The organism is Natronoarchaeum mannanilyticum (genome assembly GCF_039522665.1).
GTDB classification, from domain to species: Archaea; Halobacteriota; Halobacteria; order Halobacteriales; family Natronoarchaeaceae; genus Natronoarchaeum; species Natronoarchaeum mannanilyticum.
On record NZ_BAAADV010000003.1, the window covers coordinates 303,708 to 316,830 of the forward strand.

General features: G+C 69.2%; 12 protein-coding genes. 5 read left to right on the plus strand and 7 right to left on the minus strand.

All coding sequences use genetic code 11. The features are described from left to right. Window positions 1-42 precede the first annotated feature (42 nt). The 7 genes from ABDZ81_RS10055 to ABDZ81_RS10085 form a co-directional block, all read right to left on the minus strand. The gene (locus tag ABDZ81_RS10055; protein ID WP_343773832.1) at window positions 43-987 is read right to left on the minus strand and encodes an ArsA family ATPase; all 945 of its coding nucleotides are present in this window, start codon (window positions 985-987) and stop codon (window positions 43-45) included. 8 nt (window positions 988-995) lie between these two features. Continuing rightward, window positions 996-2,387, minus strand: a complete 1,392-nt coding sequence (locus tag ABDZ81_RS10060) for a sulfatase family protein (protein WP_343773833.1) — start codon at window positions 2,385-2,387, stop codon at window positions 996-998. Next, window positions 2,387-3,412, minus strand: a complete 1,026-nt coding sequence (locus ABDZ81_RS10065; protein ID WP_343773834.1) for a rhamnosyltransferase WsaF family glycosyltransferase — start codon at window positions 3,410-3,412, stop codon at window positions 2,387-2,389. Before ABDZ81_RS10065 ends, ABDZ81_RS10060 begins: the two co-directional genes overlap by 1 nt. Then, window positions 3,409-4,329 carry a glucosyl-dolichyl phosphate glucuronosyltransferase gene (gene aglG, locus ABDZ81_RS10070; protein WP_343773968.1) on the minus strand — a complete coding sequence of 307 codons (921 nt, stop codon included), beginning with the start codon at window positions 4,327-4,329 and terminating at the stop codon, window positions 3,409-3,411. Before aglG ends, ABDZ81_RS10065 begins: the two co-directional genes overlap by 4 nt. A gap of 65 nt (window positions 4,330-4,394) precedes the next feature. Then, the gene (locus ABDZ81_RS10075; RefSeq protein WP_343773835.1) at window positions 4,395-5,438 is read right to left on the minus strand and encodes an NAD-dependent epimerase/dehydratase family protein; all 1,044 of its coding nucleotides are present in this window, start codon (window positions 5,436-5,438) and stop codon (window positions 4,395-4,397) included. Further along, the gene (locus ABDZ81_RS10080) at window positions 5,435-6,394 is read right to left on the minus strand and encodes an NAD-dependent epimerase/dehydratase family protein (protein ID WP_343773836.1); all 960 of its coding nucleotides are present in this window, start codon (window positions 6,392-6,394) and stop codon (window positions 5,435-5,437) included. Before ABDZ81_RS10080 ends, ABDZ81_RS10075 begins: the two co-directional genes overlap by 4 nt. A gap of 27 nt (window positions 6,395-6,421) precedes the next feature. Continuing rightward, complete coding sequence (locus tag ABDZ81_RS10085) at window positions 6,422-7,600, minus strand: NAD-dependent epimerase/dehydratase family protein (protein ID WP_343773837.1); 1,179 nt, start codon at window positions 7,598-7,600, stop codon at window positions 6,422-6,424. 117 nt (window positions 7,601-7,717) lie between these two features. Here ABDZ81_RS10085 and ABDZ81_RS10090 point away from each other — a divergent pair, with 117 nt between their 5' ends. The 5 genes from ABDZ81_RS10090 to ABDZ81_RS10110 all read left to right on the plus strand — a co-directional run bounded on the left by ABDZ81_RS10090 (window position 7,718) and on the right by ABDZ81_RS10110 (window position 13,109). Further along, the gene (locus tag ABDZ81_RS10090; RefSeq protein ID WP_343773838.1) at window positions 7,718-8,734 is read left to right on the plus strand and encodes an alkaline phosphatase family protein; all 1,017 of its coding nucleotides are present in this window, start codon (window positions 7,718-7,720) and stop codon (window positions 8,732-8,734) included. A 249-nt stretch (window positions 8,735-8,983) separates the two neighbouring features. Next, entirely contained in the window at window positions 8,984-9,889 is a 906-nt protein-coding gene (locus tag ABDZ81_RS10095; RefSeq protein ID WP_343773839.1) for a hypothetical protein, read from the plus strand. 25 nt (window positions 9,890-9,914) lie between these two features. Then, the gene (locus ABDZ81_RS10100; protein WP_343773840.1) at window positions 9,915-10,958 is read left to right on the plus strand and encodes a glycosyltransferase family 4 protein; all 1,044 of its coding nucleotides are present in this window, start codon (window positions 9,915-9,917) and stop codon (window positions 10,956-10,958) included. Continuing rightward, window positions 10,955-11,566 carry a class I SAM-dependent methyltransferase gene (locus ABDZ81_RS10105; RefSeq protein ID WP_343773841.1) on the plus strand — a complete coding sequence of 204 codons (612 nt, stop codon included), beginning with the start codon at window positions 10,955-10,957 and terminating at the stop codon, window positions 11,564-11,566. Before ABDZ81_RS10100 ends, ABDZ81_RS10105 begins: the two co-directional genes overlap by 4 nt. Window positions 11,567-11,570: 4 nt before the next feature. Next, window positions 11,571-13,109 (plus strand): flippase, encoded by a 1,539-nt coding sequence (locus ABDZ81_RS10110; protein ID WP_343773842.1) that lies wholly within the window; start codon window positions 11,571-11,573, stop codon window positions 13,107-13,109. Window positions 13,110-13,123 lie beyond the last annotated feature (14 nt).

The window sequence follows — 13,123 nt, forward strand, 5'->3', positions numbered from 1 at the left end:
GGACAGGAGAGCCTCGAGACGACAGTCCGGCCGGCGGGGTCGCTACGGCTCGCCGACGAGCCGATCCGACAGCTCGCGTAGCGCGGGACGCCCGCGCGCCTCGCCGTCGAGTTCGGGAAGCGTTCGGACATCGAGGCTCTCGAAGCGAGACCGGATCTCCGCGACCCGCTCGCGCTGGCGCTCTCGGCGGGAGCGGCACCGAGAACAGTCCTCGTCGATCTCCTCCAGAACGCGGTTGACGACGACCGACTGCACCGGGACGCCGATCTCGCCGAGGCGCTCGACCAGCCGGCGCGTCTCGTGGATCGCCATCGTCTCGGGGATCGTCACGACCCGGAACTCGGTCCTGTCGGGATCGCGGACGACCTCGCTGGCGCGGGCCATCCGAGCCGCGATGTCGTCGAACCCCTCGTCGCCGTTCTCACCCGCGCGGCCGTAGTAGTAGCCGGGGACGAACGTGCTGCGCACCGAATCTGACATCCGCTTAACGCGCTTGCGGACGCCGGAGGCCGTCTCGGCGCCCTTCGAGAGCACGTCGGGCAGTTCCAGGAGGCGCAGCGCGTGGCCCGTCGGCGCCGTGTCGAAGACGATCCGGTCGAAGCGGTCGTCGGACTCGTACTCCGCGAGCAGGTCCAGCGCCGCGACCTCGTCGCCGCCCGGCGCGAGTCCGGCGTCCAGCAGCGCGTCGACGTCGCGGTCGTCCAGCCCCAGCCCGAGCGTCGAGAGGTCGTCGAACAGCTCCTCGAACGCGCCGCGATACTTGTCGGCGCGCTCGTCGGGGTCGACCTCTGCGGCCCACAGTCCGGATTCGATTTCGCGGGGCTCGGCCCCGACGCGGGCTTCCAGCGAGTCCGCCAGCGAGTGGGCCGGATCGGTCGAAACGACCAGCGTCTCCGCGCCGCGGTCGGCGTAGCCCAGCGCCGTCGCGGCAGCGCAGGTCGTCTTGCCGACGCCGCCCTTGCCGCCGTAGAAGACGTGTCTCGGCACGGGCGAGCTCACTCCTGGTACCCTAGATCGCGCAGCCGCTCCTTGACGTCCTCGTCCATCGAGACGGACGCCATCTCCCCGCCCGACGCCGCGAGTAGTTGCTCGTGATCGTCCAGCCGATCACAGAGCCGCGCTGCCGCCTCGGGCTCGTCCGTAACGAGGTTCGTGCGCTCGTCGGGATCCGCCGACAGGTCGAACAGCCGCTCGGTACCGTTCTCCAGCCGAGCGAGCTTCCAGTCCTCGGTGCGGACCGCGAACCGCCGGTCGTCAGAATCGTCGCTCGTGTCGGCCCACTCCGCGATCACGGCGTCGCGGTCGTGCTCGTCCATCGACGCCAGGCTCTCCCCGCGGAACGCGTCGGGCCGGTCGGCGCCGGCGTAGTCGGCGAGGGTCGGCGCGAGATCCAGCAGTCCGACGAGGTCGTCGTGGTCGTCATTTCCCGAGCCATCGTCGACGAGCAGCGGCACGTGCAACACCTCGTCGTAGAACGTTGCACTGTGGCTGAACCCGCCGTGATCGCGGAACTCCTCGCCGTGGTCGGCGGTGACCGCGACGACGGCGTCGTCGCCCCAACGCGACTCGATGCCGTCGAGCAGCCGCCCGATCTCGGCGTCGACGTAGGCGATTTCGGCGTCGTACAGGTCGACGATCGTGTCGAGTTCCCGGTCGGTTACGTCGTCAGGTGCTTCCAGCATCTTCCGGCGCAGCTGGATCGCGTCCCGCTCGGAGACGGGCTCGTCGCGGAAGCGCCGCTGGTGCTCGGCGGGCGGGACGTAGGGGTGGTGGACGTCCATGTAGTGGACCCAGAGAAATCGCGGGCCGTCGCGATCCCCGGCGGCCTCCCCGACCCACTCCAAGGCGAGATCGGTCACGTCGGCGGCGTCGACGTACGCCGAGCCGATCTCGACGCCCGCGCGCTTCTCGGTGGCGTTGAACGCGCGCTGGAGCGTCCGGTAGACCAGCCCGTCGCTGTCGAGGTGGCGCTTGACGGCGTTGCGCGCCTTCGCCGCCGGCGAGGGGTCGGTCCGCGAGTCGTAGAACGCGTCGAACCCGCGGTCGTAGCCGAAGTCCGCCGAGAGGTAGAGGTTCGAGTGAAAGCCGGCGGTCCGGTAGCCCGCGCCCGATAGCACCTCGGCCAGCGTCGTCCGGCCCTCGGAGAGGCGCTCGAACCCGCCGTGCTCCAGCGCGTACGAGGAGGTCAGGATGCTCGGGAACGACGGTCGCGTCGAGCAGGCGTGGGCGAACGCACTCGAAAAGGTCCGCGCGTCAGCGGCGCGCCGGTCGAGCGTCGGCGTCGTCTCGCGATCGTAGCCGTGCCAGCCGACGTGATCGGCCCGGAGCGAGTCGATCGTCACGAGAACGATGTCGCGCATGTGGTAGGTGTCGACCGGGGCGCTCATTAATCGGCGGTGCCGTGCGGAGCCGTTCTCTCCGGCGTTCCGGCTACCCGCCGCAGCACGGACGCGTACGTCTCGGCGATCCGTGCCCAGTCGAACTGCCGGACGAACTCCCGAAACTCGTGGGAGGGGCCGCGCTCGTCGGCCCGCTCGATCGCCGCCGCGACGGCCTCGGGCGTGGTCTGGCAGTAGGTGACGGCGTCACCGAACCGCGCTTCCGCGCGGCCAGCAGCCTGCACGACGGCGATCCCGGCGGCCGCGTACTCCAGCACTTTTAGCGTGTGCGGGTCGTCGACGAGCGAGACGCCGACGTCCGCGACGCGCAGGTAGCCCGGCACCGCCTCGTGGGGGACGACGCCGAGGTGCTCGACGTCGTCGCGGCGTCGGTCGGCGCGTTCGACCGCCTCGTCCAGCGAGCCGGTGCCCAGCACCACGAGCGTCCACTCCTCCAGCCGGGCGACGGCGTCGAGCAGCGTCTCGATGCCGTAGATCGGTTCGAGCCCGCCGACGTAGATCGCGACCGGGCCGTCGACGCCGCGAGCGTCGAGTTCCTTGCGCGCTCGCTCGACCGCATCGGGTTCGGGCGAGGCGAACCGATCGTACTCCAGCCCGAGCGCCGTCTTCGTCGCGTCGGCGCGGCGCTCGACGCGCTCGCGCTCCTCGTCGTAGACGTACAGGAGGTGGTCGGCGAGCCGGAAGGACGCGTTCTCGGCGGCGCGGACGGGCGTCGAGAGCCACCGCGGGTGGGTCGTCTCGAACTGCCGGATCGGATCGACGTGATCGACGACGAGGGGTAGTCCGTGGACCTTCGCGAGGACGGTCGCCGCGAACGCGCCGGCGCGGGTCGTCCCCACGAGAACGTCGTACGAGTCCGCGGATCGGGCGCAGCGAGCGACGGTCCCGGGCGTCGTGCCGTGCAGGTCGACGTCGAACCCCTCGTCTCGGAGATGGCGGGCGATCATCCGCCGGCCGACGCTGATGTCCTCGGGCTTGTCCGGCGTGAACCAGATCACCGACGCGTCGGTCATCGGTATCGCAGCAGGCCGTAGACGTAGCCCATCCCGACGAGCCCGGTGAACGCGACGATCGAGACGATCTGGACCAGTTCGGACGCCGACGGCGAGCGGGCGAGCCGCCGGGCTCGCTCGGGGAGGTACTCGGTCACCAGCCGTCCCAGGAACTCGCCCTCCTCGTCGCCCGACTCCTCGACGAGCGTCTCCATCGCCCGCTTGGAGTAGCCCTGCCAGAACGCCCGTTCGACGAGCCAGAGAGGGTCGGTGCGGTACTCGAACACCTTGTGGCCCACCTCGGCGTCGGGGACGTACCAGACGCCCTCGCCGTACTCGGCCTGCAGGCGGGCGCAAAGCTCGGTTTCGCCACCCTGCAGGTTCCGGTCGCCCTTCCGGCCGCCGATCGCGCTGTCGAACCCGCCGAGCTCGAGGAAGGCGTCGCGCCGGAACGAGATGTTCGAGCCGAACGTGTTTCGGACCTCGCCCTCGCCGTCGGCGAAGCCGCGGTGGGTCACCCCGACGAGCCAGTAGAACTCAGCGGGCAGGTAGGCGGGCTGTTCGCCGACCCACAGCGGCGTCATCTTGCCGCCCGCAGCGACGGCGTCCTCCGACTCGTACGCGTCGACGAGCCGTTCCAGCCAGCGCTCGTCCGCGACTGCGTCGTCGTCGATGAACGCGACGACGTCGCCGCCCGCCAACTCTGCGCCGACGTTCCGGCTCTCCAGCAGCCCGCGGTTCCGGTCGTTACAGTGGGTCACGACCCGATCGTCGTCGCCGTAGTCGTCGTCGACCCGGCGGTACAGGTCCTCGTCGCCGTCGACGACGAGAACAGCCTCGACCGGGTCGTGGGTCTGGTCGAGGACGCTCTCGACGGCCTCCGAGAAGTCGTCGTACCGGTCCTCGGAGTGAGTGCAGACGACGACCGAGACCGCCAGCTGGCGGGACGCCGATTCCGAGTCGACGTCGGCAGTTACCGAGTCGCTCGTCAGGGAAGTTCCCGTCACGGCGTCGCCCGCACCTCCTCGACCTTCTTCCGGATCAGGCGCCGGACCGACTCGTCGATCGTCCGGGTCGGCTCCCACCCGAGGTCGGCGCGCGTCCGCGAGCCGTCGATCGGGAACTCCTCGACCAGCGTCTCGTCGCTTCGGGGGTTCTCGACGAGTTCGACGTCGGTGTCGACGTCGGCTTCCTCGCGGGCGATCAGCTCGACGAGCCGGGCGACCATCATCACGCCCGGGTCCTCTTCGCTGGCGATCGGGTACACCGTCGCGCCAGTCCGGCCGTCGGCGCGCTCGGCCAGCAGCCGCTCGACGCTCAGGACGTACGCCCGCGCCACGTCGTCGACGTGGACGTAGTTGCGCGCCTGCGTCCCCGGCTCGTAGACGGTCAACGGCTCGTCGGAGAACGCCCGGTTCACGAAGAAGTTGATCACCGTCGACTTGGTGACGGTCCGGCCGTCGACCTCGTGCTCGCCGTAGAGGTTGGACTTGAAGAAGAGGTGTGCGGGGAACGCGCCGTCCGCGAAGTCCCGCACGATGTCCTCGCCCAGCAGCTTGGTGCGCCCGTACCAGTTCATCGGGTCGCGCTCGTGGTCGGCCGGGATCGGGAACGTCTCGGGATCGCCGACGACCGCCATGCTGAACGGGAAGATCATCCCGGCGCCCGTCCGCCGGCAGAACCAGGCGACGTTGCTCGTCCCGGTGACGTTCACCTCGTACGCCAGGTCGGGGTGCTCGTCGCAGTCGTCGACGCCGCTGACCGCGGCGAGGTGGATCACGACGTCTGCGCCCTCCAGCGCGGCGTCGAGCCGGCGGCGGTCGCGCACGTCGACGTGCTCGATCGCCACGTCGCCGACGGCGTCGACCTTGCTGCGGAACCCGTTGTCCAGCGCGACGAGTTCCCAGTCGGGGTGGGCCTCTCGGAGTCGGACCAGCACGCGGCTGCCGATGTAGCCCGCCGCGCCGGTCACCGCGATCGTGGGCGGGTCCGCTCCGTCGTCGCTCGCCGCGGTCGTCGGCGAGGAGGAATCGGCGTCGCCGCTCATGCTGGCGTGGTGGCGCGCTCGGTCGGTCGATCGCGGAATCGCTCCGCGAGGTCGGCGACGCCGTCCCGCAGCGTCCACTCGGGCTCGAATCCGGTGGTCGCGAGCCGCTCGAAGTCGACGTGGTACGACGGGCCGGGATGCTCGTCCTCCAGGTAGGTGATCTCGAGGTCGGTCCCCAGTTCGTCGCGGACGGTCTCGGCGACGTCGGCGATGCGGTAGTTCTCCGCGTCGGCGCCGACGTTGTACGCTCGCTCCGGCCAGTTGTCGGGCCGCAGGACGGCGTGAGCGTAGGCCCGCGCGGCGTCCTCGACGTGGACGAACGGGCGCCAGTTGTCGCCGTCGCCGTAGACGGTCAGGGGCCGGTCGGTCAGCGCGCGGAACACGAAGTGGTTGACGACGAGATTGAACCGGACGCCGGGCGCGAAGCCGTAGTTGGTGCTCATCCGGAGCGCCGTCGCGTCGAAGCCGTACTCGTCGGCGGCGTCGTCGAGCAGCTTTTCGCCGGCGACCTTCGACTCGGCGTAGGGGTTCAGCGGCTTCTGCTCGGTTTCCTCGTCGATCTCCGTGCTCGCCGCGCGGCCGTAGTTGTTGCACGAGGAGGCGAACACGACCGTCTCGACGCCGAGCTTCCCCGCCGCCGTGAGCACGTTCTCGGTGCCGTCGCGGTTGACCGCGAACGTCTCCTCGCGCCGGCCGTGCGTGCTCGCCGCGCCGGTGATCGCCGCGAGGTGGACCACCCGATCGGCGCCCCGCATCGCGCTCTCGACGTCGCCGTACTCGCGGACGTCGCCGCGACGGAAGGCGAGCCCGTCGCCGACGCAGCCCATCAGGGCCCGGGGCGACCCCCCGTCGAGCGAGTCGAGAACGACGACCTCGTCGACCCGCTCGTCGTCGACGAGGCGGGGCACGAGCGCGCTGCCGATGTAGCCGCAGCCGCCCGTAACGAGCACGCGCACGCTACCACCCCCTCCTTGAGATCAAAATCAGTCACCCCCTTCCGTCAGCACGCCGGGGAGGAACCGATCCTCCCGGGCGGCGATCCGGTCCTCGTAGTCGACGAGGTCGTCGAGGATCGACCGGACGCCCTCCTCGAACGTCGTCGACTGTCCGCCGATCAGCTCGGCGTAGCGGTCGTTCTCGATCTCCATCGCGTGGGTCTCGTCCTCGTCGCGGGGGTTCTCGAAGTGCTCGACCTGCACGTCGAGGCCGAACTCCCCGGACACCTCGGCGATCGTCTCGGCGACCTCGACGATGCTGATCGGACGCGTGACCTGGTTGTAGACCGTGTGATCGTCGGGCCGGTCGTCCGGATCGGCGAGCGCGAGTTGGGCCAGCCCCTCGACGGCGTCCTCGAGCGCGATGAACGGTTTGCGCTGCTCGCCCTTCCCGTACACCGTCATCGGGTAGCCTGAGACCGCCTGCGCGCAGAATCGGTGGGCGACGACGCCGAAGTAGTAGTCGAAGTCGAAGCGGGTGCGCAGCCGCAGATCGGCGTCGGTCTCGGGCGTCGCGGTGCCGTACGTGATCGCGGTGCGGACGTCCGAGATCGGAATGTCGAACTGGTCGTGGGCCAGCCGCATGTTCGCGGCGTCGTGGCTCTTGGTGAGGTGGTACCACGAGCCGGCCATCGCGGGGAACGGCACCTCGTCTCGCTCCTCCTGATTTTCCATGACGGCGCCGCCCTCGGGGATCGGGAACTCGGGGGCGCCGTAGACGCCGGTCGTCGTGGTCTCGACGAAGTGGGTATCCGAGAGGTCGTTCTCGGCCAGCCCCCACAGCAGGTTCCGGGTCGCCTGCATGTTGTTGTGCTGGGTGTAGTTGGCCCGTTCGCCGTTGATCTGGGAGTACGGCGCCGAGGGCTGGGCCGCCGCGTGGACGACGGCGTCGGGCTCGTGGACCGAGAGGATCCGATCGACGAACGATCGGTCGGTCAGGTCGCCCTCGACGAGCGAGAGGTTGTCCAGGCCGTGGACCTCCTCGGCGGCCGCGACGCGCTCGTCGGGGTCGGCGACCGGGACGGCGCTGACCGACCCGACCGACTCGACCCACTCCCGGCGGGCGAAGTTGTCGACGCCGACGACGCGGTCGTCGGTTCGCGAGGCGACTCGTAACGCGGTGGGCCAGCCGACGTACCCGTCGGCGCCCGTGACGAGGAGGGTCACAGTAACTCGTGTCGGGAGTGGCGAGAAATTGTCAGTAAAGTGTTGTTGCGGGTCGATTCTGATTGGTTGCCGCCGCCGGGTCGCACGCATTTCTGCCAGTTTCTCGTACCGTCCCGTATGGACACGCAGCTGCTCGTCGTCGGGTGGGACGCCGCCACGCGGTCGCACCTGGACTCGATGGACCTGGCCTTCTTCGACGACCTCGACCACGGCGGCCGGCTCCTGCCCGAGCCGTACTGGCAGTCCCGCGAAGTCGACAGCGGCACCGCGTGGACGACGCTGACGACCGGGCTGCCGATGCGGGAGCACGGCGTGGCGATGCTAGGCGGGATAATCGAGAACGAGCGCGCGTTCGAGTGGTTCTCGAAGATCGACCGCCTGATCCCCCGGAACCTGTCTGGACGCCCCGCTCGAATCTGGGCCCGGACGAAGATGCTCGGACGCCAGCCCACCAACGAGGACGTGCCCTACAAGCGCGCCTGGCACTACGTCCCCGACTCGCTGGCGTTCGCAGTCCCGCTGACCTACCCGCCGAAGCCGACCAGCGGCGTCACGGTCAGCGGCTTCCCGAGCCCAGAAGTCAGCGTCGAGCCACCGGAGCTCCAGGAGCGGGTGCGGGAGCGCTACGACGGCGAGCCAAAGAAATTCGACGAGGACGGCGAGCTTCGCGACGACTACGTCGAAGACCTCTTCCGGACTCACGAGGCCGAGCGCGAACTGGTGCTCGAGCTGGCCGAGGAGCGGGAGTTCTCGCTACAGTTCGTCGTGTTCACACTGCTCGATCGGCTCCTGCACGTCACCGACGACCGCGAGACGATCGAGCGCGCGTACCGGACGATCGACGAGACGACCCGGACGCTCGTCGACGCGATCGATCCCGACGATACCATGATCCTCAGCGACCACGGCATGAAGCGCGATCCGCGGGGCAAGTGGATCCACGTCCACGACGAGACCACGGGGATCTGGGCCGGGACGCGCGACTGGGGTCTCGAAACCCACCTCGACGTGACGCCGGCGATCGTCGACTACTTCGGCCGGTCGATGGACGACCCGGCGTACGAGCCGCCCGAGGAGACGGTCGACAAAGCCGACATGGAGGCGAAGCTACGGGATCTCGGCTACCTGTCGTGACGCCGAGCGTCGGCGTCCGACGGCGGCTCGGCGTCCAGCGACGGCACGGCGTCTGGCGGCGTGAGCATCGAGTGAAGGTCAGACCGTGCCACCCCGTGCCGACCCGACGTATTTGTACGGGAATCCTGAATCTACGCGTGTGAGTCGCGCCTCCGGGGGAGGCGCTCGCGATCGAGGCTGCGGGGGAGCGGTCGGGACGACCGGCCGACGCCGCCTCGATCCGCAGTAGACAGCGCGCGGGATCTGGACATGCTCGACAAGGTACGCTACGCGGCGGACGAGATTCGGGAGAACGGTACGTCGAGGACGTGGTGGAAGAACAGATTTCTCCACCGCGTCGTCGGCGACGTCTGGTTCCGGCACGTCGTCGGCAACCGGGGGGAGTACGTCGTCGAGAAGGACTGGGACAACCTCCTCGTGCTCGACGCGTGCCGGCTGGACCTGTACCGGGCGGTGGCGAACGAGGACTCCGGCGCGGTTCGCTCGCGCGGCGCCGCGACGCCGGAGTGGGTCGCCGAGAACTTCGAGGAGCGGTCGTTCCCCGAGATCGTGTACGTCACCGCCAACCCCTACGTCTCGATCCTCACCGACGACGAGTTCCACGCCAGGATCGACCTCTGGGAGGACGCGTGGGACGACGAGGAGGCGACGGTCCTCCCGGAAGACCTCGCCGAGCGAACGCGGGAAGTCGCCGAGGAGTACCCCGAGAAGCGCCTGATCGTCCACTTCATGCAGCCCCACCAGCCCTTTATCGACTGGGACCTGCCGGGCAGTTTCTGGAACGTCTCCGAGTCGCCCTGGGACGCGCTGAAAGACGGGACCGTCGACGGGGAGACCATCCTCGAGGGGTACGCCGACAACCTCCGGATCGCCTACCCGGTCGCGCGGGACCTCGGACTGGAACTCCCCGGGAAGTCGGTCATCACGGCCGACCACGGCAACATGCTCGGCGAGCGGGTGACGCCGTTCCCGGTCCGGGACTACGGCCACCGGAAGGGGCTGTACACCGACGAGAACGTCCTCGTCCCGTGGGACGAGCTGCCCTACAACGCCCGGAAAGAGATCACGGCCGAGGGAACCGGACAGAGCGACGACCGGCGCGAGATCGACGCGGACGTGACCGAACGGCTCGCGGACCTGGGGTACGCGGAATGACGGAACGACACTCGGGGGGTTCGAGATGACGCTCAGCCGACCGACGAAAATCTGGTTCGACACCCACTACGACAGCCAGAGCAGCGGCCTGTACTGCATCGAGCAGATCAAAGAACGGGTGCTGGACGACGACAACGCGACTGAGGTCCGGGACTGGCGGGACGCCGATCTGGTCCACCTCAACACGATCCCGTTCCGGCGACGAGACCTCGGCGTTTGGTGGTCCTCGAAGCCGATGGTCGTCACCCAGCACGGCGGCTACCACTGGTGGCGCTCGCGGCACGAGTTGCTGGCCCGCCCCGACCACCGGATCTTCGCGCTGATGCGGGCGATCTTCCGGGTGACGTCGCGGCGCCCGCAGCGAATCGGCTTCAGCACCGAGTACACCCGAAAACTCGCCGTCGAGCGCGGCGGCGTCCCGGCCGAGCTGACGCAGGTGATCCCGCTCGGGCGGAACGAGAGCTACCGCGATCGGGAGCCGACCGCCACCGAGGACCCGTTCGTGCTCGTCGTCGTCAACAACCGAAATCCGAGAAAGAACGTCCCGACGATCGTCGAGACGATGGCCGAGATGCCCGACGTGCGGTTCGTCCTGCCGGGGAAGATGTGGGGCGAGTACCCCGGCGAGTTGCCGGACAACGCCGAGGTGACCGGCTACGTCTCCGAGGAGGAGCTGATCGGGTACTACAACCGCGCCGCCGCGCTGTACCTCCCGACGCTGTACGAGGGGTTCGGACTCCCCTTCGTGGAGGCGATGGCCTGCGGGACCGCGGTCGTGACGACCGAGCGCGGATCGCCGCTGGAGGTCTGTGGCGACGCCGCCGCGTACGTCGAGGATCCGATGGACGCTCACGAGCACGCCGCCTTGCTCCGGCGGCTGATCATGGACGACGAGTACCGGCAAGAGCTCGAAGCGCGGGGAATCGAGCGGGCGGGGCGGTTCTCCTGGCAGCGGACCGCGGACGCGTACCTCGACGCGTACGACGAGGTGCTGTACGGAAGCGAGGGAACCGAGCGCGAGGACAGCGCCGAGCCGCTCGCCGACCGCTCGCGGGCGCGATCCGAATGACCGGGGAGCGTACGGTCGCGGACCGGACCGACGGCCGCGCGACGACCGATCGGCGGCTGGCGGGGCGCCGAATCCTGGAACTCGGCGGCGGGCGCGATCCGGTCCCCGGCGCCGTGAACATGGATATCGCCGACGTGCCGGAGGTCGACATCATCGCGGACGTCACCGGCGAGTGGCCCGTCGAACCGGCGTCGTTCGACCGCATCGAGGCCCACCACGTCCTCGAACACGTCTCCCACGACGACCTGCCGGGCGTGTTCCGCCGAGCGAGCGAGACGCTGCGTCCCGGCGGCCGGTTCCACGTCGAGGTGCCGCTGGCCCACAGCCGCAGCGCGAAGAACGATCCCACCCACAGGTCCGAGTGGTACTGGCGGACGCCGAGCTACTACGCGGGCGGCGACGAGCTGGCCTACGAGGTCGACGCCGATCTCGAATTCGCGCTCGAACGCCGGGAGATCCGACTCTTCCTGACCTCCGGCGAGTGGTTCGCGCGGCCGCCGTCCTGGCTGCTCAAGCAGCTCTCGCTCCGGAATCCGTCGCTGATAGAACTCGTGAAGCTGCCGTACGTGACCGGATTCATGGAGTTCACGATGCGAAAGCGGGGGTAACGGAGTGGGGGAGAACAGCTCGGCGGACCGATTTCGGACCGTGTTCAAGGGCGCCGGCGTCGTCTTCGCCGGCACGATCCTGGAGCTGGGCATCTCGTTTATCGCACAGCTCCTGATCGCGCGCTACCTCGGCCCGACGGGGTTCGGCGCCGTCTCGATCGGCGTGACGATCATGACCGCCAGCTCGATCGTCGTGCTGGTGGGTCTCGACAGCGGCATCGGGAGGTTCCTCCCGCGGTACGAGGATGCGGCGTCGCGCCGGGGCGTGCTCGTCTCCGGCTTCCAGATCGCGATCCCGCTCAGTCTCCTCGCGGCGGGCGGGATCTTCCTCGCAGCCGGCCCGATCTCCGTCCGGATCTTCAGCGACCCCTCGGTCGCCCCGGTGATCCGGGTGTTCGCCGTCGCGCTGCCGTTCGCCGCGCTCGTGCGGCTGACCGTCGGGAGCGTCCAGGGGATGCAGCAGTCGCTCCCGAAAGTCGCCGTCCAGAACGTCGCGCTGCCGACGACGCGGTTCCTGCTGATCGCGGGCGTGCTCGCCTTCGGGCTGGGGGCGGTGGCGGCCGCGTGGGCGTACGGTCTCGCGTACGTCGTCGCGGCGTCGATCGGCGCGTACTACCTGATTCGGCACACGCCGCTGCTCGCGGACGTCGAGCCGGTGCCGATGCGCCGCGAACTGCTCGCCTTTTCGGCGCCGCTGGTCGTCACCGCCGCGATGCTGCAGGTGCTCTCTCACATCGACACGTTCATCGTCGGCTACTTCGCCACGACCGGCGACGTCGGCGTCTATAACGTCGTCTACCGGCTCGCTCAGCTCCTGACGGTCGTGCTCTCGGCCTTTGGCTTCATCGTGATGCCGACGATCTCGTCGCTGGACGCCGACGACGCGACGGCCGAGATCCGTCGCACCTACCAGGTCGCCGCGAAGTGGATCCTTCTGGCGACGCTCCCGGTGTTCCTGGTGATCGCGCTGTTCCCCGAGATGGTGATCAAGCTCACGTTCGGCAACGAGTACGTGCCGGGCGCCGCCGCGCTGTCGGTGCTCGCGGTCGGCTTCTTCACCCACGCGATCGTCGGGCCGAACGGCAACGCGCTGACCTCGGTGGGGCGAACGCGGCTCATCATGTACGACAACGTCGCCGTCGCGATCACGAACGTCGCGCTGAATTTTGCGCTGGTTCCCCGCTACGGAATCCTCGGCGCCGCCGTCGCGACGTCGATGTCGTACGGACTGCTGAACGCGCTGTACACCTACCAGCTCTACCGCGAGACGGGGATTCAGCCGTTCACGAGGGGGATGGTCCGGCCCTTCGGCGTCGCGCTGGCGCTGGTCGGGCTGATCTACTGGGTGACGACGACGTTCTTTACGGTGACGCTCCCGCTGCTGGTGGCGATGTTCGGCGTGTTCCTCGGTCTCTACGGGCTCATCATCCTGCGGTTCGGCGGCATCGAGGAGGAAGAGATCCTGCTGCTGTGGAGCTTCGAGGAGCGCTTCGGCGTCGATCTGGGGCCGCTCAAGCGGATCGCCGAGAAGCTACACGGGTGAACGCGGGAGAAAAA